General features: G+C 41.5%; 16 protein-coding genes and 1 pseudogene. 10 read left to right on the forward strand and 7 right to left on the reverse strand.

Annotated elements, in window-relative coordinates:
- Window positions 1-532: 532 nt before the first annotated feature.
- Window positions 533-1,498, forward strand: a complete 966-nt coding sequence (locus CDC37_RS20030; RefSeq protein WP_096624477.1) for an ABC transporter permease — start codon at window positions 533-535, stop codon at window positions 1,496-1,498.
- A gap of 128 nt (window positions 1,499-1,626) precedes the next feature.
- Window positions 1,627-2,577, forward strand: a complete 951-nt coding sequence (locus CDC37_RS20035) for an ABC transporter permease (protein ID WP_096624479.1) — start codon at window positions 1,627-1,629, stop codon at window positions 2,575-2,577.
- A 253-nt stretch (window positions 2,578-2,830) separates the two neighbouring features.
- On the opposite strand, the gene CDC37_RS20040 is transcribed toward CDC37_RS20035, so the two are convergent.
- Entirely contained in the window at window positions 2,831-4,591 is a 1,761-nt protein-coding gene (locus CDC37_RS20040) for a peptide ABC transporter substrate-binding protein (protein ID WP_096624481.1), read from the reverse strand.
- Window positions 4,592-4,809: 218 nt separating this feature from the next.
- Here CDC37_RS20040 and CDC37_RS20045 point away from each other — a divergent pair, with 218 nt between their 5' ends.
- Window positions 4,810-5,709 carry a hypothetical protein gene (locus CDC37_RS20045; RefSeq protein WP_096624483.1) on the forward strand — a complete coding sequence of 300 codons (900 nt, stop codon included), beginning with the start codon at window positions 4,810-4,812 and terminating at the stop codon, window positions 5,707-5,709.
- Window positions 5,710-5,932: 223 nt separating this feature from the next.
- Window positions 5,933-7,831 carry a biosynthetic-type acetolactate synthase large subunit gene (ilvB, locus tag CDC37_RS20050; protein WP_096624485.1) on the forward strand — a complete coding sequence of 633 codons (1,899 nt, stop codon included), beginning with the start codon at window positions 5,933-5,935 and terminating at the stop codon, window positions 7,829-7,831.
- Between the two features lie 271 nt (window positions 7,832-8,102).
- Here the strand turns inward: ilvB and CDC37_RS20055 are convergent, their stop codons facing one another.
- On the reverse strand, window positions 8,103-9,281 hold the full coding sequence (locus tag CDC37_RS20055) for an RNA-guided endonuclease InsQ/TnpB family protein (RefSeq protein ID WP_096623085.1): 1,179 nt from the start codon (window positions 9,279-9,281) through the stop codon (window positions 8,103-8,105).
- An 88-nt stretch (window positions 9,282-9,369) separates the two neighbouring features.
- On the opposite strand from CDC37_RS20055, the pseudogene tnpA reads away from it, so the two are divergent.
- Window positions 9,370-9,766, forward strand: a pseudogene (gene tnpA / locus CDC37_RS20060) (IS200/IS605 family transposase).
- A gap of 157 nt (window positions 9,767-9,923) precedes the next feature.
- Window positions 9,924-10,100 carry a type II toxin-antitoxin system Phd/YefM family antitoxin gene (locus CDC37_RS20065; RefSeq protein ID WP_096624487.1) on the forward strand — a complete coding sequence of 59 codons (177 nt, stop codon included), beginning with the start codon at window positions 9,924-9,926 and terminating at the stop codon, window positions 10,098-10,100.
- Between the two features lie 40 nt (window positions 10,101-10,140).
- Here CDC37_RS20065 and CDC37_RS20070 read toward each other — a convergent pair whose 3' ends face one another.
- Both CDC37_RS20070 and CDC37_RS20075 read right to left on the reverse strand, forming a co-directional pair.
- A complete protein-coding gene (locus CDC37_RS20070) occupies window positions 10,141-11,322 on the reverse strand; it encodes a pilus assembly protein PilB (protein ID WP_096624489.1) in 1,182 nt (393 codons plus the stop codon).
- A 568-nt stretch (window positions 11,323-11,890) separates the two neighbouring features.
- On the reverse strand, window positions 11,891-13,066 hold the full coding sequence (locus tag CDC37_RS20075; RefSeq protein WP_096624491.1) for a HetZ-related protein 2: 1,176 nt from the start codon (window positions 13,064-13,066) through the stop codon (window positions 11,891-11,893).
- Window positions 13,067-13,773: 707 nt separating this feature from the next.
- On the opposite strand from CDC37_RS20075, the gene CDC37_RS20080 reads away from it, so the two are divergent.
- A complete protein-coding gene (locus CDC37_RS20080; protein WP_096624493.1) occupies window positions 13,774-14,310 on the forward strand; it encodes a retropepsin-like aspartic protease family protein in 537 nt (178 codons plus the stop codon).
- A gap of 52 nt (window positions 14,311-14,362) precedes the next feature.
- Here CDC37_RS20080 and CDC37_RS20085 read toward each other — a convergent pair whose 3' ends face one another.
- The 3 genes from CDC37_RS20085 to CDC37_RS20095 all read right to left on the reverse strand — a co-directional run bounded on the left by CDC37_RS20085 (window position 14,363) and on the right by CDC37_RS20095 (window position 18,870).
- On the reverse strand, window positions 14,363-15,775 hold the full coding sequence (locus CDC37_RS20085; protein WP_096624495.1) for a peptidoglycan-binding domain-containing protein: 1,413 nt from the start codon (window positions 15,773-15,775) through the stop codon (window positions 14,363-14,365).
- Between the two features lie 407 nt (window positions 15,776-16,182).
- Entirely contained in the window at window positions 16,183-17,049 is an 867-nt protein-coding gene (locus CDC37_RS20090; protein ID WP_096624497.1) for a pirin family protein, read from the reverse strand.
- Between the two features lie 399 nt (window positions 17,050-17,448).
- The gene (locus CDC37_RS20095; protein ID WP_231943124.1) at window positions 17,449-18,870 is read right to left on the reverse strand and encodes an LCP family protein; all 1,422 of its coding nucleotides are present in this window, start codon (window positions 18,868-18,870) and stop codon (window positions 17,449-17,451) included.
- Window positions 18,871-19,181: 311 nt separating this feature from the next.
- On the opposite strand from CDC37_RS20095, the gene CDC37_RS20100 reads away from it, so the two are divergent.
- The 3 genes from CDC37_RS20100 to CDC37_RS20110 all read left to right on the forward strand — a co-directional run bounded on the left by CDC37_RS20100 (window position 19,182) and on the right by CDC37_RS20110 (window position 23,962).
- On the forward strand, window positions 19,182-20,243 hold the full coding sequence (locus CDC37_RS20100) for a mannose-1-phosphate guanylyltransferase (RefSeq protein WP_096624499.1): 1,062 nt from the start codon (window positions 19,182-19,184) through the stop codon (window positions 20,241-20,243).
- Between the two features lie 418 nt (window positions 20,244-20,661).
- Window positions 20,662-22,305, forward strand: a complete 1,644-nt coding sequence (locus CDC37_RS20105) for an ABC1 kinase family protein (protein ID WP_096624501.1) — start codon at window positions 20,662-20,664, stop codon at window positions 22,303-22,305.
- A 268-nt stretch (window positions 22,306-22,573) separates the two neighbouring features.
- A complete protein-coding gene (locus CDC37_RS20110) occupies window positions 22,574-23,962 on the forward strand; it encodes a glycoside hydrolase 100 family protein (protein WP_096624503.1) in 1,389 nt (462 codons plus the stop codon).
- Window positions 23,963-24,038: the final 76 nt, after the last annotated feature.

The raw sequence follows: 24,038 nt of genomic DNA on the forward strand, positions 1-24,038 counted from the left end.
TATCGATTTAGTTAAAATTTATTGATGATTTGAGGAAACAGGGGAAAACTTTAGAGGGAGTGGGGAGTAGGGAGTAGAGACGACCCGTGGGGTCGTCTGACCCGTGGGGTCGTCTGTACAGGGAGTAGGGAGTGGTGGGAAAATCAAGCATTACTCAAGGTTTTCTCACTACCTGGCTCAAAATGCAGATTGAGGCTTTAATAAACCATGATTCTTGACCTATTTGTGTCTCCCTGTATTTTCCTGTTGGTGGATGCGATCGCTGGCTTTTTTTGTAGTACCATTTCACTAAAATTTTGACACATACATTTTCTTCCCTGCTCCCCCTTAGCTATCAACTCCAAAGTCAAACGGTATAATACCTCCCCCCCCTCTCCAAACCCCAGAAAAAATAGTATATTTTATTACTTAAATCCAATTAGCGGTCAACCGTCAACACTTAACACTCACAAGTCAAATACTCAACAAAAATCAGTATATTTCATCACTTAAGTTTCCTAACCATTCCCAACCATCATAATGTCATCTACCCATGAATAAATATCTGCTTCAGCGTCTATTAACCTCCATTCCCATATTAATCGCCATCAGTCTGGTGATTTTTACAATTTTGGCATTAGCTCCCGGAGACCCAATGGGTGAGTTTGCCCTTAATCCATCGATTACAGCAGAAGTCAGAGAAAATATTAGAAAGTCTTTTGGTTTAGATCAACCAATATATATTCGCTATTTCAAATGGATTGTAGCCTTTGTTACTGGCGATATGGGCTATTCATTTACTAGTCGTAGTCCAGTGAGTGAGTTAATTCTTCAGCGTCTACCAACAACGCTGTGGGTTGTTGGTTCTGCCTACTTTTTTGGTGCATTATTAGCTGTTCCCTTGGGGGTAATTTCTGCTCTCAAACGCAATTCTATCTTTGATACGATTTTGACGACGTTAGTATTTATTGGTTTTTCTTTGCCGACTTTTTTTACAGGCTTACTATTTATCATTATTTTTAGCGTGCAATTAAAGTGGTTTCCTTTTATTTATAACAGTACTTTAGAGATAAAAGATTGGAGCAGTTTGGTAGAACAAATCAAACAATCAATTATGCCAATCTCTGTATTAGCCCTGTGGCAAATTGCGATGTTAATGCGTTTTGTGCGGTCGGAGGTATTAGAAAATATTCACCAAGACTATGTGCGTACCGCCTATGCTAAGGGTTTATCTAATTTTCGAGTAATTATTTATCATATTTTACGCAATGCCTTGATTCCAGTTGTCACTTTAGTTGCTTTAGATGTTCCCAGTGTATTTACTGGAGCTTTAGTGACAGAAAAGGTGTTTCGAGTTCCGGGAATTGGGGCCTTATTAATTGATTCAATTTACCATAATGATACGCCTGTAATTATGTCCATTACCTTTATCTATGCGATTCTCATTGTTTTATTTAATTTGGTGGCGGATGTTCTTTACAGTTTTCTCGACCCTCGTGTTAATTATACCAAGACGTAACATGTTAGGTCTCTACAGGAATAACATGTTAGGTCTCTACAGGAATAAAATGTTACGTCTCTACGGGAATTGGTAACAGTATGTGATTTCTGAACTAGAAATTTTCAATTATTAAACTTAAACGTAATATGGTCAAAACAATACTGAAAAAAATCGCCAACTCCCAACCCGTATCTGGATTAACTACCGCCAATAAATCTGATAATTTAGGAAACAGAGGTAAAGATGGATGGAGGAAATTTCGACGCAATCCCCAAGCCATATTCGGTACAGTTATCCTAGTGATTATTGTCTTGGGTGTAATTTTTGGGCCACTGGTTTATGGTAATTCTGTCAATCAAATTGACTTTGCCAAATCAACCCTTCCTCCCACTTGGCAACATCCCTTTGGAACTAATGATTTGGGTCAAGATATTTTAGCAAGGATATTATATGGTGGCAGAATCTCCATTGCTGTGGGGATTTTTTCCATGTTGGTGGCCATATCTTTAGGGATATTAATTGGTGCGATGTCGGGATTTTATGGTGGTTGGATAGATATGATATTAATGCGGTTTACCGATTTGTGTTTAGCCCTTCCCCGACTACCCCTGCTATTATTAATTATATTTTTGTTTCGTGATTCCCTCAAAGCGATCGCAGGAGCGGAGTTAGGTATATTTATCTTAATTGTTCTTCTAATTGGGGGACTAAACTGGATGTCTGTTGCGAGGTTGGTTCGAGCGGGTTTTTTAACGGTACGGGAAATGGAGTTTGTAATTGCAGCTCGTGCAATTGGAGCTTCACCGAGTCGTTTAATCTGGATTCATATTCTCCCGAATGTCATCAGTCCGGTTTTGGTCTCTGCAACCCTTTCTGTGAGTGCTGCAATTATCACCGAATCGACTTTGAGTTTCCTCGGTTTAGGTTTTCCTCCAGATATCCCCACTTGGGGAAGAATGCTCTATGACGCACAAAATTTTTTAGAAATTGCTCCCCACATGGTAATTTTTCCCGGTACTGCCATATTTCTCACAGTCTTAAGTATTAATTATATTGGTGATGCTTTGAGGGATGCCCTAGACCCAAGATTATCATGATTCAACCTGAATTCGATTCCTGGATTTCTCACGAGTAAGTTATGAGTCTTGGGTGACGGATTAACTTTTCTTCTACTCCCTACTCCCTTTAAGTTTTAGGGTTTTGTGAGAAATGGGGGGATGGATATCCTCAAATTCGGGTTTGAATTGAAAATTTTACATTATGTAGAGACGTAGAATTGCTACGTCTCTACATATATCGACGATAATTTTGGTATTAACACAAAATATAATCAGCAATATCACCCATTTCCTATTTCCGTTTCCACTCTTTAATATTCCAAGTTTTTGTATCCCAGGGGGTCAATTCCACTCCAGCTAAACGATTACTAATGCCATCTACTTCTGCACGAGCAACCAAAGGAATTACAACCGCATCTTGAATTAATAAATCATTCATTTTGATAAACAACTGCTGTCGTTTCTGGGTATCTAATTCTGTGGTTGACTGTTTCCAGAGTTTATCGTATTCCGGATTACAATAACGGGCATAGTTCTGTTTCGACCAATTATTTTGCTTGGTGGGAATTTCGTCACAAGTCCAATTTTTCATGTATGCACCGGGGTCGGGATTACTATTACCGCTAGAAAACATTTGCATATCAGCTTGAAAGCGGTTAATTGTATCTGGATTAGCTGGGTCGCCGGAAAATAAGATACTGGGGTCAATACTTTTTAATTCCACCTTCACCCCTAAAGAAGTTAAATTTTGTTTGACAATTTCCTGGATTTTTTGTCTCAATGGATTCACCGAAGTCTGAAACAAAACACTTAATTCCACACCATCTTTATCAAGAATACCATTGCCATTACTATCTTTCCATCCAGCTTCCTGCAATAAAGCAGCAGCCTTTTCTAAATTAAATTCCAATTTATTATTCGGTGAAGCGTAACTTTCTGGTGCAACTAAAATATTTGCTGTGGGAGTGGCTGTCACCCCATATAATTGTTTGACAATGGTTTCGCGGTCAATGGCATAATTAAAGGCTTGACGTACTTTTTTATCCCGGAAAAACGGGTGGGGAAATTTTAAACTTGAACGTTCACCATCACTTGTTTGTTGATTCGGGTCAGTTTGATTCAGTAAAATTCGCTCGACAAAACTTCCCTTACTTATCCTGACTTGTCCTTTTCCAGCCGATTCTAACTGTTTGAGAATTGGTGCTTCCACCAACAAATTCCAAGCAAAGTCTGCATCTTGAGTTTGCAAAACTGCTCTTGCTGCGGAGGTTGCATCTCCACCACCCTTGAGTTCTACCCGTTTAAAGAAGGGTTTACCAGCTTCACGAAAGAAGGGATTTGGCTCATAAATAATAATATCACCGGGCTTAAATTGCACAACACGATAGGGACCTGTTCCGATGGGTTGGAGATTTGCTGGTGCTTCCCTTGCATTGGCTCCATTATATTTAGCAAAAATATGACGGGGTAAAATCATCCCATTTAAACCGACAAAAGGTAGGGACCAAGCGGGATTTTTATCGTGAAAATTGATTTTAACTGTATATTTATCGACTGCTTCGACACTTTTGACGGCTTCATAATTACCAGTGGTGGTTGCAGCAACGGCTGGATTAGAAAGATATTGATAGGTAAACACCACATCATCAGCTGTAAAAGGAGTTCCATCCGACCATTTCACATCTTGTTTTAACTTCCAGGTGACAGATCTACCATCTTTAGCTAATCCTCCGTTTTCAATGCTAGGAATTTCTGCGGCTAAAAATGGAATTAATTGAGCATTCTCGTCAAAACTAGCTAATGGTTCATAGGTAATCCGACTACCTTCAAAATCCTTACTACCGGGAGACAAATGGGGATTTAGGATAGTTGGTGCTTGCCAATACAATAGCTTTAAAAGGGTATTATTTGCAGTCGTATTTGCAGGTTGTGGATTATTCGATGCACCCGGTTGGGGGGGTGAGCAAGCTGTGAGCAAAAATATGCCTGTAATGGAAACCGAGAATATCTGATGGCGCAATGGTTTTCGGAATAACTGACTGAGGATGGACATGTTGTTAGCAGGCGAAAATCATAAATTATCTAATTGTATATCTTGAGGCTTGATTGTCTAGCAACCTATGTTGAAAATTTGAACATATTTTCTTGACATTTGCATTTATTCATCATCGAGAAATGTCTGGAGGAATGCAAATAATTATTTTTTTCTACGAGGGTGAGTCAATCTTGGGATAACTTCCGTTTGCCAAACAACATTGCAAACAAATAACTATGTACAAATCTATAGATAACAGCCAAATCGCCGCTAACCGAGCATTAGAAATAGAGATATTTACTAATCAAATGAAGCGAGGAGTATGGTGCTTAGGGGTTGCGGCTTGGATATTTGCTAGTTTAGAACGAGCGATCGCAATTTTTTCTACTTCCTATTTACATCTTGCTAGTCTTACCCAATTATTCCCACCAATATTATTTTTATTAACTTGGCTATTCCTCAAACCGGAAGTAACTCCAACCCCAATTCCTACTTATTTCCCCCTGATTCATACCAATGAAAGTCAGCAACTTAGCTCGGATGATTCACCCTTTCCCCTCAAACTGAAAAAATACCATTTAATCAGCCAAGAATACATATTACCCTTTTCCTATCTTTGCCAAATTTACCACTTACTCAACCTCAAACATCTAGAAACAATCCATCGATTCAGCTTAAACCATCTGCAAATCGTCAGTGTCACCCATACCCAACCCACCCGACAGGGTGGCAAAATCAAGTTCACCACAGCCTTGAATTCTCCCTGGAATCCCCTGCGGATCTGGAGACAACCACTTGTGGAAGTTGATTTAACCCTACACAATCCCTACACAGTTGAATTAAGCATCCCCGTTTACAACCGCAAACGCATCACCGTCATGTTTAACGTTCTTCCCCTAACGGAAGAAGAACATTACTTTTTCATTGACATCTATAGCGATTTACAATGGTTCCGACCTTTTTTGCAAATTATCCTCCACTTTGCTGCTTGTCTCACCCTATTTGAGGACCTATCCTACCTCAAATCCCTCCAACAACGTCAAGTGCAGAGGTTATTCCAGGAAAATCAGTTTCCTCAACACCAAAATATGTGGTTATATCGGCGGTTTGTAGAGGTTTGGGAGGGGAATGTGTAGAGATGTGTGGAGACGACCCGACGGGATGTGTAGAGACGACCCGACGGGTCGTCTCTACGGAATTTGTCAAATTTATTTTTTCCCGACACCCCATTGCTATCCAAATGTCAATATATCCTCAAATTTCTGTCAAAAAATCTAGGTTGAATTAAACTTTTCTACTAAAATGAAATATTAACTACAGAATTTAATCATTACTTTAGCTATCAACCGAGGTTTGCTAGTGCATTCGCCTTCTCAAGTTCCTTCCCCCCAAACTCAAAACTCTTCCGCGTCGAATGTTGTGCCGATTGGTACAAATTCCAAGCCTCAGCGTGTTTCGGGTGGATTTGCTCTGCTTGATAGTTTGCAGCGACATGGTGTAGAGTATATTTTCGGCTATCCCGGTGGAGCAATTCTACCGATTTACGATGATCTCTACAAGGTCGATGCGACTGGTGCTGGAATTAAGCATATTTTAGTCCGACATGAACAAGGTGCATCCCATGCGGCTGATGGTTATGCAAGGGCTACAGGGAAGGTCGGTGTTTGCTTTGGAACTTCTGGTCCAGGTGCAACGAATTTGGTGACGGGGATTGCCACTGCTTATATGGATTCAGTGCCAATGATAGTTGTCACGGGACAGGTTCCCCGTCCGGCAATTGGTACGGATGCATTTCAGGAAACTGATATCTATGGTATCACCTTACCAATTGTTAAACATTCCTATGTGGTGCGTGACCCGAAAGATATTGCCCGAATTGTTGCGGAGGCTTTTTATATTGCTAGTACAGGTAGACCTGGACCTGTTTTGATTGATGTTCCCAAGGATGTAGCTCTAGAAGAGTTTGATTATGTCCCTGTAGAACCGGGTTCGGTGAAACTTCCTGGTTATCGACCCACCGTCAAAGGTAATCCTCGACAAATTAACGCCGCAATTCAATTAATTCGTGATAGCCGTCGTCCTTTACTATATGTTGGTGGTGGCGCGATCGCATCTAATGCCCATTCAGAAGTGCGTCAGTTGGCAGAGATGTTTAATATCCCCGTCACTACGACTTTGATGGGAATTGGCGCTTTCGATGAACACCATCCCCTGTCTGTGGGTATGCTGGGGATGCATGGTACTGCCTATGCTAACTTTGCTGTCACTGATTGTGATTTACTTATTTGTGTGGGTGCCAGATTTGATGACCGGGTAACTGGTAAATTGGATGAGTTTGCCTCCCGCGCGAAGGTGATCCATATTGATATCGACCCCGCAGAAGTCGGTAAAAACCGCATTCCAGATGTGCCCATTGTTGGGGATGTCCGCACGGTTTTACAGGATATGTTACGGCGTATCCAGGATATGGAACTTAAACCCATACCCCACCAAACGGAAGAATGGTTGCGCCTCATCGGACGCTGGAAGGAAGAGTACCCCCTAATTGTTCCCCGATACCCCGATAGTATTTCCCCCCAAGAAGTAATTGTGGAGTTAGCAAACCAAGCTCCCCATGCCTATTACACCACTGATGTCGGTCAACACCAAATGTGGGCAGCCCAATTCTTGAAAAATGGCCCGCGACGCTGGATTTCCAGTGCGGGATTAGGAACGATGGGTTTTGGTGTCCCCGCAGCAATGGGTGCAAAGGTCGCTTTCCCCGACGAAGAGGTTATCTGTATTAGCGGTGATGCCAGTTTCCAAATGTGTTTACAGGAATTGGGCACACTTGCACAATATGGAATTAATGTCAAGACATTTATTTTAAATAATGGTTGGCAAGGGATGGTGCGACAATGGCAGCAAGCATTTTACGGAGAGCGCTATTCTAATTCTAATATGGAAGTGGGAATGCCAGACGTGGAATTGCTTTGTCAAGCCTATGGAATTAAGGGTATGGTGGTCAGTAAGCGGGAAGAATTAAAAGATGCGATCGCTCAAGTTCTCGCTTTTAATGGACCAGTTGTGGTTGATGTGCGTGTCACTAAGGATGAAAACTGTTATCCAATGGTTGCACCAGGTAAGAGCAACGCCAATATGTTGGGTTTACCCAAGCAAGCACCGAAAACCATCAACGAGCCGATTTATTGCAGTAATTGTGGTGCCAAAAATTCTCCTCACAATAACTTCTGTCCAGAATGCGGCACTAAATTATAGGTGATTTACCTGGGTTTGCAGTGGGGACTTCAGTCCTCACTCAAAAAATTGCATACAAAACCCAAGTGTTGCAAAGGTTAATTTAAGCTTTAGTTCGGACATACGACAGATTTTAGATGTATGTAATTGTGGTGTTTACTGCGATAAACCTATAATTCTTTGACTTTAACCTTTATACTGAGACTTTTTATGTTTAGTGTGACAGTTGATGAAATGCAGCATAACCCTTCAAATTGACGTTCCCACGACTTAAAGCCGTGGGATTCTTGTTTCATTCAGCCGACTTACTTAAAGGAGTTTCCCCACTTAAGCAGAGGTCGTTCTGTCCACAAGCTTTAGATTCTGTGCGCCCCACAGTACTTTTTAATCCTTTGTTCAAAATCATAGTCGCCGCGTTATGGTCACGGTGCATCACTGTCCCACAACAATGACATTTGTGGGTACGAGTGGACAAAGATTTCTGAACTCGTGTCCCACAAACAGAACAATCTTGCGATGTGTAGTGAGGTGCAACTGCTATCACCCAAATGCCAAAAACTTTGCCATAGTAGTCTACCCAATCAGTAAACAGTGACCACGAAGCGTCACTGATAGATTTAGCTAAATGATGGTTCTTAACCATATTTCGCACCTGCAAGTCCTCATAAACTACCAAGTCGTTTGACTGGACTAGAGTTCTTGCTGTCTTCACAGCAAAATCTTTCCTCTGTCTACTTACCTTGAGATGCTTTTTCGCCAACTTTTTCACAGCTTTGCGGCGATTAGAAGAGCCTTTTTTACATCTAGAAACTTTGCGTTGTTTGCGTTTCAAAGACTTCTCAGACTTACGCAAAAATCTGGGATTTTCGACTGTCTTGCCATCAGAATCAGTGTAGAAAAACTCAAGTCCGACATCAATTCCTACTTGTTTACCATTGTGCTGATGCTGTTCTTTGCGTTCCGCATCAACACAAAATTGGCAGTAATAACCATCTGCTCGTTTAACTACTCTAACTCGCTGAATTTGCTTAGTAGAATAAAAGCTGAAATCACGAGTTCCAACTAGCTGAAATTTCCCTGCTTTAAAACCATCAGTAAAAGTGATGTACTTCTTGTCGGCAGAAATAGCCCATCCTGAAGTTTTATATTCTACGGAATGTCCACGCTTTTTAAATCGCGGATAACCCTTTTTACCTGGCTTTTTAGCTTTACAGTTGTCATAGAAACGCTTAATAGCGCACCAAGCTCTATCGGCAGAAGCCTGACGAGCCATAGAGTTGAGTTTGCCAGCAAAATCAAATTCTTTGGCTAAAACAGCGCAAAGTTTTTGAAGGTCATTCTTGCTAACATCCTTGTTATCTATCCAATGTCTTAGAGCTTTGTTGCGGATAAACAAAGCCGTTCTAATAGCTTCATCTAATAAGCCGTACTGACTTTCTTTGCCCTTCAATTTCGCTTCTAAGACTAACATCGCTCGACCCTGAGATGACAAAAATAATATAGTATATTATGGTTGATAGATACAAGCTATTGACCGCAGTTTGACAAAAACTTTACATATGCTAGAAAATTACAGGCACAAGACAACATCAGTCACTATGATTAATTACCACTTCGTCTGGATATCGAAAAGACGAAAAAAGGTGTTAGTTGGAAATGTTGCTATCAGGCTTGAGGAATTGCTTTATGAAAAAACATTCATAACTAGGGTGCGAGATTCTAGCTCTTGAAATCATGGAAGACCATGTACATCTTTTTGTGAGCAGTTCTCCAACATTAGCCCCAGACCAAATTATGTTTAGGTTAAAAGGATATACTTCTAGGGTATTAAGACAAGAATTTCCACATTTATTGAGAATGCCTTCAATGTGGACAAGAAGTTATTTTTGTGGAACTGCGGGTGATGCTTCAAGTGAGATAATTAAAAAGTATATTGCTAATCAAAAAACTCGCTAACAATGGGACTGCACCTAAAGGTGCTTCCCATTCATGAGGGCAGTTGCATGGACGGGTTTCCCGGCTTGAGCAAACTGTCCGTCCCACCCCGCGCATGACTCAACAGACTAAAAATTTTTTGGATTTTTAGTCTGTTGCTGGTGGGCTTTCTGCTCCAATAATTGTAAAGTATTTACGTCAAGCAGAAGCAGGTGAAACAGTTGTGATTGTTGAAGTAGATAAACCAATCGCTGAACTACGACCATTTGGCTTGTGTGCTGGTGAGTTTACTATCCCTGATGATTTTGATGCACCTTTACCGGAAGATATTTTGAGTACATTCGAGGGTAAATGAAATTTCTCCTGGATACACATATATTCCTCTGGTTTTCGTGCTATTTTTTCGCTTCGTCAGTAAAATTTTCGATTTGATTATCCAGGTTATACAACAAGCGATTTAACACACTCAAAGCTTCAATCTGGTCTGGACTAACATTCGGATTCTTTAACATGCGGGCTTGGAGTTCGTGTAATTTATGACTTAATTGTTGAGAAATACCTAAAGCATTATTACTTAATTTCGCCAGTTGTTGTTGCTGATAAAACTTCAAAGCCGCACCACGTAATACCTGTAGGGTTGCCTCTTCTCCATACATTCCTGGCATAACTCTAATTCTTACCATTAAACGTTGTTGTTGATACAGGTATTCTCGTTCAACTTGCTTCGGCTCTGCAATCGTTTGTAGCGGTAATTTGGCAAACCGTTTCAATTCATTCAATCCACCCTGGAACACGGATAGGGGTAATTTTTCTAACACTGATTGTAGAACACCATTTTCACTCCAGAGGATTCGACCCTTGTAGGGTAAACGTTCAAAATAAAGACGACCAATTCCCCGATTAATGACACGAGCGATTAATTCTGCTAAGAATTGTTTGGGGGGAAGGGTGGGTAACAGACCTAGGGGATTGAGGTCATCTGGATGGGGAATACATAAAATCGGCAAATCTTCGATTTTTTTGGGGTTAATTGCTGCTTCTAAATTAGTCAGTGTTTGCAGGGGTATATGGGTGTTGAGGGAAGGATTGGTATTTACAGCTGTGGGTGATGGTTCGGGAAGTTGCTGGGGAAATTCGTATTCTGCTATTAGTGTACTAGGAGTGGTTGGTGGTGACTGTTCTGGTTCTAACTCGTTTTGGGGGGATACTTCCGTGGATGTCGGTGGAACTTGAACCGAATTCTTAAAATTTAAGTAGGCAGAAAGCAGTTCTCGATGTTGTTCAGCAGTGATAACGTAGATAGACACCGTGCGATTAACATAAGCGAGAATACGGCTAGCATACTCCAAAGCTGCTCCATCTTGGGGATTTACCATTCCTAATATTAGGGTTTCATCTTCAACGGTTAAAGGTAAAATCTGATGGTATAGACAAGCTTCAAAACACAAGTATACTTCAATCAAGCGAAATATCTCCGCTCGCCTTTCTTGCGAGTTCCAATCAAATTCGGAATTCAACGGAGATGAGTTCTGTCCCTGGTTTTGTATATACGCTGAATTGTCCTGAGAAGACAGCATAGCCATTTTTTCGCTCGGATGTATCTTTCTATCCTATTGTGCCCACCTGTGACTGGATATTAAACATTTGCCAAGCTTTTTTGTTTATTGGTGAAATTTTTATCAATTTTTCAGTATACTGAGTTACATTGTTTACGCCAATTGTTGCTACAGATGGGGGGCTATAACTATTAGTTATTGTAGTTTCATTGACTTCAAAGTACACTATTTTGAATTTTAGATTGTGGTTTTGAGATTTTGGATTTCTCCTTAAGGAGCTTTACCCTGCATTTCTCACAAGTGATAAGCGTTGAGTCATGGGTTGTTTTTCCTACTACTCCCTATTACCTGAAAGTTTTAGAGGTTTGTGAGAAATCCGGGTTACTATGGGTAGCTATGGATGTTAAAACATCTGCTGTGTAAGCTTTTTATATTTCCATCTATACCTCATCATCATTGAAATTGGTATTAGTGTTTGGGGAAATGAATCATGCGATCGCTCGTTCCTGGATTTTGAGCGAGTAATTTATAGACCTTGGGTGACAGATTGGTTTTTCCTCTACTCCCTACTCCCTAATCCCTATAAGTTTTATGATTGGGTACGGATAGATTGAGCAGCGAGGTAGATTTTTGTCCATTCACCCATGACTTGGTGGTGTTTTAATTTGAGTTGTGGGGCGATCGCTTCAAATTCAATCCCCTGTTTGCGCATTTCCAGAATTTGCGCTTGGGTGGGGGTAAGCTGTTGACGCAGTTTTTCCCACTGGTTGGGGGTTAAACCTAAATTGTGTTCTTCCAGGGAAGTACCTAACCAAGCATTTACGAGTTCGGTTTGACCTTTGAGTGCAAAAACGCGTACTGCATGGTAACTAATTTTTTCCCGAAGACGATAGATGTCCCGAATTGGTTTACCTAATTTTTTGGCGATCGCCTCTTGGGTTTTACCTTGGAGGTACATACGTAACCATTCGACAGCTTCTGCTCCCAGGTTTTCCTGGAGGTATTCCTCGAATTCGCTTTGCACTTGTCTGCGCAGATTTTGCTGTTCTTCGAGTTCCTGTTGCTCTTGATAGTCATCAATCGCTTGATTATCGATCAAACTAATGCTGTTTTCCCCGTCATCTCCTCCAATTTCTTCGGATACCAGCTTAATCAGGTCGTTACTGGGTACTTGGGTCAAACCACCGCGTTGGGTGCGTCGCAAATAGTTGACAAATCTGTACACCAATAGGGGTTGGTTACGAATCGGACGCAAACAGTATTCTTCTACACTTGCGAACAATAGGGCGTTTTGTAAGCGTGGTTCGGTGGTCAACTTGGCAATGTATATCATTTGCTGCTGCATGTATTTATCACTGTGCAGCAATTCTTGAATCACTTCTTGCAAAACATCCAATACTGTCCGTTGGCGATCGCGACTGAGGGCTACCCACGTTTTAATTTTATTCCGCAGGGTGACTAAACTACCTAAACGTTGGGTTAAGTTATTGTAAGCAACTTCTCGACCTTTACCTAAATATCGCTGTTGCAAAATCCGAAACCGATATTCCATCGCTTGCTTGGCAATTTGCAAATCCCGGGGAGCTAATTCTTCAAACCGCTTCCAATCATCACCCACCAACCAACTGACAATACTTTCACGATTGACAACACTGTACTGCGGACACTCGCTCGCAAGTCGCGATCGCCAATATTCGACAATTCTTTTTCCTTCCGATACCATTACGAGATTGCGCTCCTGGAAACCCTGTGTTAAAGCTTGCATTACAACCCCCTGTTTTTCCACTATTGTTGTTTACATTGGCAATTGCACCCGACCCGATTTCCTGTCACTTTCGACATCCACACAGGTTTAATACGTCTTGACTAACACCACTTATGCAGTCTTTAACTCAGCTAGGACAAAAATTTTTCGTCCTTTCCCCAATTCCATCTTTGCTCTCCCTACAGAAAAGTCCATATTCTTCCCGCTTTGTCTAAATATTAACTTTTATGAAGAAAGTCATCTGGATGAATTGACAACAGGTGTGACAAATGCAACTGTAAAGCCAGCAGAAAGCTTACAGGGGTAAAGTTCTCAACATTTTTGCATCTTACTCAACTGGATGACCAATAAATGGTATCGTCGATAATTAAGACACATAAAAACATTGATTAGTTTCAACATCTAATATATCGCCCTCTATAATCGGGAGAATAGACCTGAAAAATCAGAATTATACTTCGCACGCTGATATATTTCCCTTTTAGTTTGTTGACAGTTGACAGGTGATGGTTGAACCACATATTGATTCCCTATAATTTTTTCCATCCAGGTAATATTTGCGATCGCTGTTTCAATAGGTTTGCAAATAGCAGGTTATAGAAATGAATTCTTCCTGTCTCCTATATTCTGTCTCCAGAAATTTTTCTCTCCTAAATGGGTAACTTAGGTAAATAGGCAACCCGTGGTTATTTAGGAGGAATGCTACAATGAACGTAATTGGGCGAATAATCTTACTGATATTACCAACAATTGCAATCTTAACTGGGACAGGAAAGGTAGCAGCTCTAGACCCTGGTGGTTGCTTTATGGTGGACTCTTCAGGAAGAATCATTAGTCTGGGAAGTTTGTGTGGCATTTCGACACCAGCGCAAAATACGAGAGTTTTTCGGATTCCGATCAAACGTCGAATCCATCGTACTCCGGTGGTCGAGGTGACATTTAACGGTAATCAGGTATTTGAAATGATAGTGGATACAGGTGCAAGCGCAACACTAATTAATCAGAGAATGGCAAATGCTCTATCATTAAAACCAACCAGTACAATTCAAGCACGGATAGCCGACGGTAGCCAAATTGAACTGAAAACCGGGATTGTTCGTTCAGTTGCAGTGGGGGGTGCAGTTGCGAGAAATATAGAAGTTGCGATCGCTCCTCAAGCGGAAATCGGTTTACTAGGTCATGATTTTTTTGGTGATTACGATGTGAAAATTTTGGAGAAGGTGGTTGAGTTTCACCGACGGTGATTTTGGATTTTGGATTTTAGATTACCAGTCAAAATTCAACAGATATCTATTTTCAGACAATATTTTCCGTAACGACGCGACGGATAATTTCGGTGACACTTGCAGCCATACGTGCATCCAATTCTACCCAACTACCGGGATTAGTAACTCCCCGTAATGTTATCGCAAGGGAACGCCATTGATCACCTGGATTGTGAGTTGGCGATCGCGTGTCCAAAAATTGGACGTATCCAACGTAGGTGATTTCGTTTTGATTACGGGTTTGACTGTAACCATTGCCAAGTTTGGAAATAATTACAGGTGAAGTCACTGCTTTTTCTAAACCGAGGGTTTCGATTGCGACTTCTATATATCTAGCTCGGTCATGACCTAAAACCTGGACTAGGTTACTCAAACTATGCCATTGTCCACCAGGAAGACGAGCATTTTGATGAAGATGTAAATGCCAAGCTAACATGGACATCAATCGGGTTAAATCGTAAGCGGAAACATAATTTTTGTCCACTTCTAAACTAGTTCCTGCTGCTGTGAGGAGAACCCTTCCCGTGTTGCGATCGATTAATTTAGGTTGAGTTAAAAAGGGAGATTCACCATAGCCACTGCGAAATTCCAAGTTTTGATTCCCAGTAATTTTTTTCAACCAATTTTCCAGATTGTAAGGTGTTTGAAACATTTTCAACATCGCCGCAACTCCGTTAGAGGAAGCAATTTTGTGGCGATAGGTGACTACATCTAAAGCTAAATCAATAAATAGGTAATTAGAATTAGTGATATAACAGGTTTCAATATCAATATCAGGAAATTTCCGATTCGCCTCACAAACCGTATTCACCAGGGGAATAATTTTTGTCACACTCCAAAATTGACGTTTACTCCTGGCATTTTTCCCTAACCAACGGGTTTGCATTTGTCCATTAACTAATTTACCTAAACAGACACAAGCCTCAGTAATTTGATTATCTAAAAAACCCAGACTTTGGGTATCAATATGGGGAATCACGCCAACATTAGGATAGGCGACATAGTTACTAGGAAGGAAACTTATCTCGTGTTTAACAGCTAAACACTGAGGATATTGATTGATTTCCGCTAGGTATTTAGAGTTTTGAATTCCCCGATGTAAAAATGCTGCATCTTCATTACTACTTAAGCGAGTCGCCCTTCCAATAGCTAGTAATTTTTGATAAACTTGCTCATTATTGCTATTACTAAGTACCTCTGGTAAGCATTTACAATTCAAAAGATTTTGCGCAAAAATTCTATCATATACAGGAAAAGGTAATCCCAAAAAATCACAAAATTGTTTAACTGCACTGCGACTACGAGAACCAAAATCACCATCGATAAACTTACCACCGGGATATAATCCTAATCCCCGTAAGTTAGCTTGTATTTGGGTGACTAATTCCCTATCAGCCTTGACTTGTGCTTCCGTTAAGGGGGAAGTAATATTTTCTAATCGCATATTTGAGGATACATAATGTAGAATACAGGAGAAATAATATAGGAAACAAGAGATAGAATACAGAGGAACAATTATAAAATTAAAGATAAATATCGGGACAAAATCAAGAATTTTTGTGAAAGATATTAATCTAGTTATTAATCATTAAAAAAACAATTGGGAAAGAAGCAGAAAACGCTGTATAAAAAACGCTTTCTGCATTACGCAATGCCCGCTTCGATCTAAAAATCGAGTTATTTGCGTGCAAATTTAAATACAAAGGCTTGGAGCGATATTCCGAAATGAATTTGAATTTGATATGAAGGGAGTAGGGAATGGGGAAAGGCAATAAATTAAGACAGATTTCTCGAAGTCAAAAGGGTTTTATTCGCTGTAAATGCTACTAGACAGTTAGCTAACTTTGAGAATTATTCCGGTAAAGGGATAAACTCCGTTTCTTGAGGAACTTGACCAAAACGATGATTTTTCCAGTCTATTTTGGCTTGTGCAATTCTTTCAGGACGGCTAGAAACAAAATTCCACCATTTTTGACGTGGACCAACAGGTTCACCACCGATAATGATACAGCGAGCAGAAGTACTAGCAGTAATTTCTACAACTTCTCCCAGATTAATTATTGCTAAACGATGTTGAGCGATCGCTTTTCCATTAATGTGAATTCCTGGGGTGACAGTGTAGACAGCTCGTTCCGAATAATCGGCTGCTAAGGTATATTTGCCATCACCATTAAAAACCACATCTAAGTAGAGCATCGGTGAAAATACTTTTACTGGGGAGGTATAACCATTTGATTTTCCAGCAATTAATTTAATTTGGGTATTATTAGCTTCCCAAGTTGGTATATCCTCCGGGGGGTGGTGACGGAACCAAGGTTCGGTTTCTTCATCTTCATCGGGGAGTGCGACCCAAGTTTGGATACCGTGGATAGTGGATTCGATTTGGCGATCGCTTTCTGGAGAACGTTCCGAATGGGAGATTCCTCGACCTGCGGTCATCCAATTCACAGCACCGGGACGAATTTCTTGAATAGTTCCTAAACTATCCCGGTGTAGCAAACCTCCAGTAAACAAATAAGTCACCGTTGCTAAATTAATATGGGGATGAGGTCTCACATCCACCCCTTTTCCTGGAGGGAAAACCGCAGGTCCCAGGTGGTCAAAAAATATAAATGGTCCAACCATCATGCGTTCTTCTTGGGGTAAAATTCGTCGAGCAACGAAACCCCCTAAATCTTGTTCATGGGGAGCGATTAATTGGCTGATGGGGTTAGACATAATTCAGATAGACATCCCTGTTGATTCTATTTGCGCAAGTCCTGATTTATATAACAATCCTAAAAAATTATAAGAAAACACTGAGCTGAAAATCCTTAATTTACAGGAATTCTAGCTGTAATTAACTCCCATATATTTCCTACATACAGCAGTCCGAGCGGGATTTGTGATATCTTACATGTAAAGTTGATGGGGTGACAGTTGACGGTTAACAGTCACCAGCCATCAGTCAACAGTACGCTATCTTTCACGACTTAAATAGGACTGCTGTATTATCGAGGACTGCTATAGTAGCCGACGGCAAAGCCTGCACCTACATAATTATATTTCATTACGAATTACGTAGACGCGAAGCGTTGCCGTAGGCTATTACGAATTACGAATTATTAATTACAAACATCATTGCCAATCCTTACCGACCCGAATCGTGATATCAGATTGAATATCACCCGTAGATAAAACCTCAACATTACCAAAACCTAAAATTTCCCGTAACTGTTCACCTAGTTGACGATTACCTCTTTGGACAATAATTTGAGTTTCCCGTTGGGTGTCTTCCCAATCCCGACTAGCAAAAGCATTCGCAAAACCTTTTTGTTTGAAGTAACTAATAACTTGCTCCGTTTTTCCTGTTTTTTGGGAAGCATTTTGTACCGCAATTCTTAAACTCGTAATCGGTCTACTTGCAGAACTAACTCCCCCAATATTCACACCAGCATATTCCCGAAGAATTTGAGTTTGTCCAGTTAAATCCAACCAATAACTATTGGGGTCTGCACTCAACCGACTAAATATCCCCGGTAAAATCGTCATCCGCACACCATCTCGCTTGGTGTTCGCCGAGAAATTGACGATTGCCATCATTTCCTCTAGTTTTAAATTTGTATCGACATTTTTGCGCATGACCCGAATTAACTGGGGTAAACGGGGAACCACTGTGGGACTAGCCAAGCGATCGCGTAATGCCATCAGTAAACTTTGTTGATTTTGAACCCGTGGTAAATCACCTAAATCGCTTTGACGGTAGCGAACAAATTGCTCTGCTTGCTCCCCATTCAAGTTTTGCCAACCTTGCACCAGGTTAATTCCCAATCGTTGAGTTGTATCCTGATATTGCATGGGATAGGGAACATACACTTCTACCCCCCCCAATTGATCTACTAATTGACGCAAACCACTATTGGAAATTCTCACATAACGGTCAATCGCCACATTTCCCAAGGTGCGACTAATTGTCCGTACCGCTAATACCCCTCCCCCCTTCAGATTGGCTTGGGAGACTTTAGTTAAACCCTTTTCGGGGATAGCAATCATCGTATCACGGGGGATCGACAGAACGTTAATCGTCTCCGTTTCTGGATTTAAGCGCACCAGTAAAATTGTGTCGCTACTACCAGAAAAACTTTCCAGTGAACCATCCGTTGCACCTGGAACTGGTTCGATCCCCATGACTAAAATGTTCATGGGTCGTTTTAGTTTATACTGGGAAAGATTACTCCACAAATCACCAGGAAGGGGAGCGTTTTGCTCATCTTTACCCGACCACTGCAATTCTTCCTCCGTCCGGTCTACCGTACTCCACAACGGTGTCCACAAAGCCAATGCAGCGACCAATAAACCCGACATTGTTGTCCCTACCACTACAGTTAGTATCCAAAATAACCAACGAGGCATGGTTAAACCCAGACGATTATAAATCTGGGTGGGAATCGAACTTGTCTTTGGGTTTGGTTCCTGGGAATTTACTAAGTCCGTACCCGATGGGACTGGGTTTGCTGCTGATGCACCTTGCTCGTCTTTCCACTCAACTTGTTTGACCACGGCTATTTCCCCCACTCACTCAACCAGTAAATATAATTAATCTCAAAATCAATCCAGGGCAATACGGTTTAAAAATATCCAATTATATTTAATTGTTCTGTCCAGATTACAGGTGTTAGAGCAAATCTGGATCAAGGCTTTTGCGTATATTTCACGATTAACAGGTGACATATGGACACTGTTTGTCAGAGATACTTCAACACATAAACGTAAATCCCTCTACAAGCTATGTTAATCCAAGCTTTTCAACTTGCGAGTTTCGACGTACACAGTAAACTGATAGTGTTCTGATTTTGATTAGGTATAACAACATGACTGAGAAATTTGTTTCGGTAATCCTTGCTGGTGGGAAGGGTGAGCGGTTTTGGCCTTTAAGCCGGTTGCATCGACCGAAGCAGTTTTTGTGTTTAGATGGAAGTTCTCGCAGTCTGTTGCAAGCAACAGCAGATAGATTAATTCCCTTTGGTGGTCAGGAAAATTTATGGATAATTACTTCTAGCCAAATTGCGGACGGGGTTCGCGAACAACTTCCAGAACTACCATCATCAAATTTACTCGTAGAGTCACAGGGTCGGGATACAGCTGCTGCTGTTGCTTGGACTTGCTTAGAAGTCAAACAACGTTACGGTGAAGATGCGTTGATTGGTTTTTTTCCGGCTGACCATTGGATTGCGGATTTAGATGGCTTCCAACGGACAATTGGAGCAGCATCCCAACTAGCTGCAACGAATGCAGCGATTGTGACACTGGGGATCAAACCGACTTTTGCTTCCACTGGCTACGGCTACATTGAACAAGGCGAAAAAATTGGTATTTTTAACGATTTGCCAGCTTACCATGTCTCCCGCTTTACTGAAAAGCCTAATTTAGAAACTGCAACAAGTTTTTTGGCCACAGGGCGTTACAGTTGGAATAGTGGCATGTTTATTTTCCGAGCGGGTGTGGTTTTGGATGAATTATATACCCATGCACCGGAAATTATTGAGCCGTTGAGTAAATACGGAGCAGATATTTATCCAGACATACCGAAAAAGAGCATTGATTATGCACTCATGGAAAAAACCAAGTTAGCATATGTTTTACCAGCTGATTTTGGTTGGGATGATTTAGGTGATTGGAATGCCATCGAACGGTTATTAAAAACTGAGAAGGATGTCAATGTGGAATTGGCGACCCATGTTGGATTGGATACCCAAGGTGCGATTATTTATGCTAGTGACGAAGAAGATGTGATTGTGACAATTGGGTTAGAGGATGTGGTGATTGTGCGCGATCGCAATGTGACTTTGATTGTGAAAAAGGAACGTACTCAAGAAATTAAGCAAGTTCTCAAGACCCTCCAGGCTGACGAAAAGCTGTCTCACCTTCTCTAGTGTAGCTTAAAAATCGGGAACAGGAGACAGGAGGATATTTTCCTGGGGCTGTGTCCAAACTCTATGGAAAGCTGAAAAATGGAGAGTAGGGGGTAGAGAAGATTCGACTCACAAAGAAGCCGTGCTACGGGTGTCTACGAGTCGTTGATACAGGGGGTGCTTCTGCCAGCATCACTTCTAACTTGCACCTAATCAGTAAATACGTAAACGGTCATATTTATGGTGATTAATTACTCTTAAAATTTACGTGGTATTGGCAATCTGTATCCTGCGTTTTGAGTAGGGGAGTGATTGATTTTCCTTCTACTCCCTATTCCCATACAGACGCGATATATCGCGTCTCTTGGCTCCAAATCCGGGTATTGTTTTAAATTCACCGCCAATTTGATTAATTCTGTATCCTGTATTCGCTAAACAAATGTTTCTCACCCAAACAGCTCCCCGACAAAGGGAAATTATTGAAGTTCTTCTCCGCAATGGCTGGGATTACATGCGGAATATCCTGACTGGTGGACAAGCTGATAATCCCCAGTTACCGACTCCCGCAGTCTTAAAAAAGATTCTGGTGGATTTAGGTCCAGTTTATGTCAAACTGGGTCAATTATTATCTACCCGTCCAGATATCCTTGCTCCTGCCTATATTGATGAATTATCCACCCTTCAGGATGAGGTTCCGGCTATTCCTTGGTCGGAAATTGAGGTGAAAATCCGTCAGGAGTTGAAACTTCCCCTGGATCAGGTATTTAGCAAGATAGATCCGGTAGCGGTTGCGGCTGGTTCAATTGCCCAAGTTCACCGTGCTACCCTTATAGATGGTCGGGAAGTGGCGCTGAAAATTCAACGTCCGGGGATCGATAGTAAAATCGCTGCCGATATTGCGATTATTCAGGGAATTGCCGATTTAATTGACCGGACGGAATTTGGACAAACCTATGAAATAAAATCAATTGCGGATGAATTTTGTAACGCCCTAGAGGCAGAATTGGATTTCACCCGCGAAGCTAGTTTTACCGACCAGTTACGACACAACTTAGCTAGTAGTCGTTGGTTTGATCCCACCCAAATTGCGATCGCTCAAATCGATTGGCAGTTGACCACATCGAAGTTACTGGTGATGGAATGGTTGGATGGGGTTCCCCTGCTGGAAGCTGATATCGTCAAGAATAATAGTGAAGAGGCGATCGCAAAACGTAACGCCATCACCAGTCTACTTTTCCGGGCTTTTTCCCAACAGTTATATATTGATGGCTTTTTCCATGCTGACCCCCACCCAGGTAATTTGTTTTACCTCAAGGATGGACGGGTTGCCCTCCTCGATTGCGGGATGGTTGGTAGACTTGATCCCCGCACTCAACAGGTATTAAGTGAATTATTGCTAGCCATTGTGGATGTGGATGCTCAAAGATGTGCCCAATTAACCCTTCAATTGGCATCAGCGAAAAAACCCGTGAAAATTGCCGAATTAGAAAGCGATTACGACAGACTTCTCCGTAAATACCACAATCTGAGTATTGAGCAACTGAATTTTGCCCAAATTATCTACGAATTACTTCAGGTTGCGCGTAACAATAATCTGCGTTTACCCAGTAACATGGGACTCTATGCTAAAACCATTGCCAACCTGGAAGGAGTAGCACGGGGTTTTAATCCAGAGATGAATTTTGTCGATGAAATCCAACCTTTGCTCACAGACCTATTTCGTCGTCAATTGTTGGGGGATGCACCCCTACGCTCCCTACTGCGAACCGCTCTGGATTTAAAAAGTCTATCCCTGCAATCTCCTCGGCAAATCGAATTACTCCTCGACCGCATTACCTCAGAAACCCTCCAATTCAACTTTTCCCTGCGGGGACTCGATTCCCTCAGACGCACCGTCGATGACTCCGCCAATCGTTTGTCTTTCAGCATCCTAGTTGGTTCCATGATTATGGGAGCAGCGATTATTTCCACCAAAGCCCAAACCGTTCAACTATCGTTATTAAGTAATATTTTATTTGCCTTTGCCAGTCTCCTGGGAATGTGGTTAATTATCAGTATCCTCCGGTCAGGGAGACTGAGGTGAAAGGTTAATGGCTTGCATAAACCAAATTTGATTCCTCGACATCAAAACAATTGTGAAATCTCAGTAAATCGTAGGCTTGATACAAACGAAAACCCGTAATCAGGATAAAGTAGGATTGGGGTCAGGGTAGTTGCAAAAAATACTTTTACTTCCACAGATATTGGGCAGTAGTACCCCGGTTTATGGTGGCATAGGTCGGGGTGTTTCGTCGTCTGGATGGACAAAAATCATTTTCCCTACTTACAGAGATTAACCTATACTTATCCCTATGCTAGATTATCAAGCCTCGATTGATAAAGCATATCAGACGTTAGCAGATTCCTTAATTTATTATCAAGGACGACCAGTCGGAAATGTGGCAGCTTGCGATCGCAAATCTGAGGCCCTGAATTACGACCAGTGTTTTATCCGGGATTTTGTGTCTTCAGGTTTAGTGTTTTTAATTACTGGCAAAACGGATATTGTCCGTAATTTTCTAGAAGTCACCTTGACTCTACAAAGTCAAGAACCGAAAATGGACTGCTTTAAACCCGGTTGTGGATTGATGCCAGCCAGTTTTAAAGTCGTGACTACGGACACAGAAGAAAAAATAATCGCTGACTTTGGTGAACATGCGATCGCGCGAGTTGCTCCCATCGATTCTTCCCTCTGGTGGATTATCCTCCTACGTGCCTATGTGAAGGCTACGGGAGATATGGATTTTGCCCATCAACCCGAATTCCAACAGGGTATGCGTCTAATTTTACACCTATGTTTGGAAAGTCGATTTGATATGTTTCCCACCCTATTGGTTCCCGATGGGGCATTTATGATTGATCGACGCATGGGTGTGTATGGTTATCCCTTGGAAATTCAAGCTTTATTTTACACAGCCCTCCGTTGTGCGGAAGAATTATTATTACCCCTGCCTTCTGACCCCATGCGTCAAGCGGTTGAGGAACGGATTGGCCATTTAAATTATCATATCCGCTCCTATTACTGGCTAGATATGGCTCGTTTAAACGAAATTTATCGCTACAAGGGCGAAGAATTTGGTATTACCGCCGAAAACAAGTTTAATATCTATGCAACATCTATTCCTTCCTGGTTTATTAATTGGCTTCCCGATGTCGGTGGATATTTCGCTGGGAATATTGGCCCAGGTTTGATGGATTTTCGCTTCTTTTCCCTGGGAAATTTAGTTGCCATTATTTCCTCCTTAGCGATGAATGACCAAGCGGAGAGCATTATGAACCTGATTGCTGCACGCTGGGACGATTTAATCGGCAAAATGCCCATGAAAATCTGCTTTCCCGCTTTAGAAAACCGCGATTGGGAAATTATTACCGGATTCGACCCCAAAAATATCCCCTGGTCCTACCATAACGGTGGTAGTTGGCCAGTTTTACTCTGGGCTTTAGTTGCAGCTTGTATCAAAACCCAACACATCGATTTAGGGAAACGCGCACTAGCGATCGCCTACGGACGTTTGCAACATGATGAATATCCCGAATATTATGATGGCAGACGGGGACGTTTAATCGGCAAGGAAGCTCGCAGATACCAAACCTGGACAATTGCTGGATTCCTACTAGCCTACGAATTACTCAACCATCCTGAACAGCTAGATTTAATTAGTTTCCCCGAAGATTATCGCACAATCACCTGTGAGATTTAGCCCATGAGTCTGCTCGTAGTTGCGTACATGGCGCTCTTTGCAAGCTAAATACAGTGCGCAGGTGATGAGATTACCC

Source organism: Calothrix sp. NIES-3974, assembly GCF_002368395.1.
Taxonomy (GTDB): Bacteria; Cyanobacteriota; Cyanobacteriia; order Cyanobacteriales; family Nostocaceae; genus NIES-3974.

What these genes read in the sequence shown, in the direction of transcription:
- CDC37_RS20030 (WP_096624477.1), top strand. Translation starts at nt 533, where the DNA reads ATGAATAAATATCTGCTTCAGCGTCTATTAACCTCCATTCCCATATTA.
- CDC37_RS20035 (WP_096624479.1), top strand. Translation starts at nt 1,627, where the DNA reads ATGGTCAAAACAATACTGAAAAAAATCGCCAACTCCCAACCCGTATCT.
- CDC37_RS20040 (WP_096624481.1), bottom strand. Translation starts at nt 4,591, where the DNA reads ATGTCCATCCTCAGTCAGTTATTCCGAAAACCATTGCGCCATCAGATA.
- CDC37_RS20045 (WP_096624483.1), top strand. Translation starts at nt 4,810, where the DNA reads ATGTACAAATCTATAGATAACAGCCAAATCGCCGCTAACCGAGCATTA.
- CDC37_RS20055 (WP_096623085.1), bottom strand. Translation starts at nt 9,281, where the DNA reads ATGTTAGTCTTAGAAGCGAAATTGAAGGGCAAAGAAAGTCAGTACGGC.
- CDC37_RS20070 (WP_096624489.1), bottom strand. Translation starts at nt 11,322, where the DNA reads ATGCTGTCTTCTCAGGACAATTCAGCGTATATACAAAACCAGGGACAG.
- CDC37_RS20075 (WP_096624491.1), bottom strand. Translation starts at nt 13,066, where the DNA reads ATGCAAGCTTTAACACAGGGTTTCCAGGAGCGCAATCTCGTAATGGTA.
- CDC37_RS20080 (WP_096624493.1), top strand. Translation starts at nt 13,774, where the DNA reads ATGAACGTAATTGGGCGAATAATCTTACTGATATTACCAACAATTGCA.
- CDC37_RS20085 (WP_096624495.1), bottom strand. Translation starts at nt 15,775, where the DNA reads ATGCGATTAGAAAATATTACTTCCCCCTTAACGGAAGCACAAGTCAAG.
- CDC37_RS20090 (WP_096624497.1), bottom strand. Translation starts at nt 17,049, where the DNA reads ATGTCTAACCCCATCAGCCAATTAATCGCTCCCCATGAACAAGATTTA.
- CDC37_RS20100 (WP_096624499.1), top strand. Translation starts at nt 19,182, where the DNA reads ATGACTGAGAAATTTGTTTCGGTAATCCTTGCTGGTGGGAAGGGTGAG.
- CDC37_RS20105 (WP_096624501.1), top strand. Translation starts at nt 20,662, where the DNA reads ATGTTTCTCACCCAAACAGCTCCCCGACAAAGGGAAATTATTGAAGTT.
- CDC37_RS20110 (WP_096624503.1), top strand. Translation starts at nt 22,574, where the DNA reads ATGCTAGATTATCAAGCCTCGATTGATAAAGCATATCAGACGTTAGCA.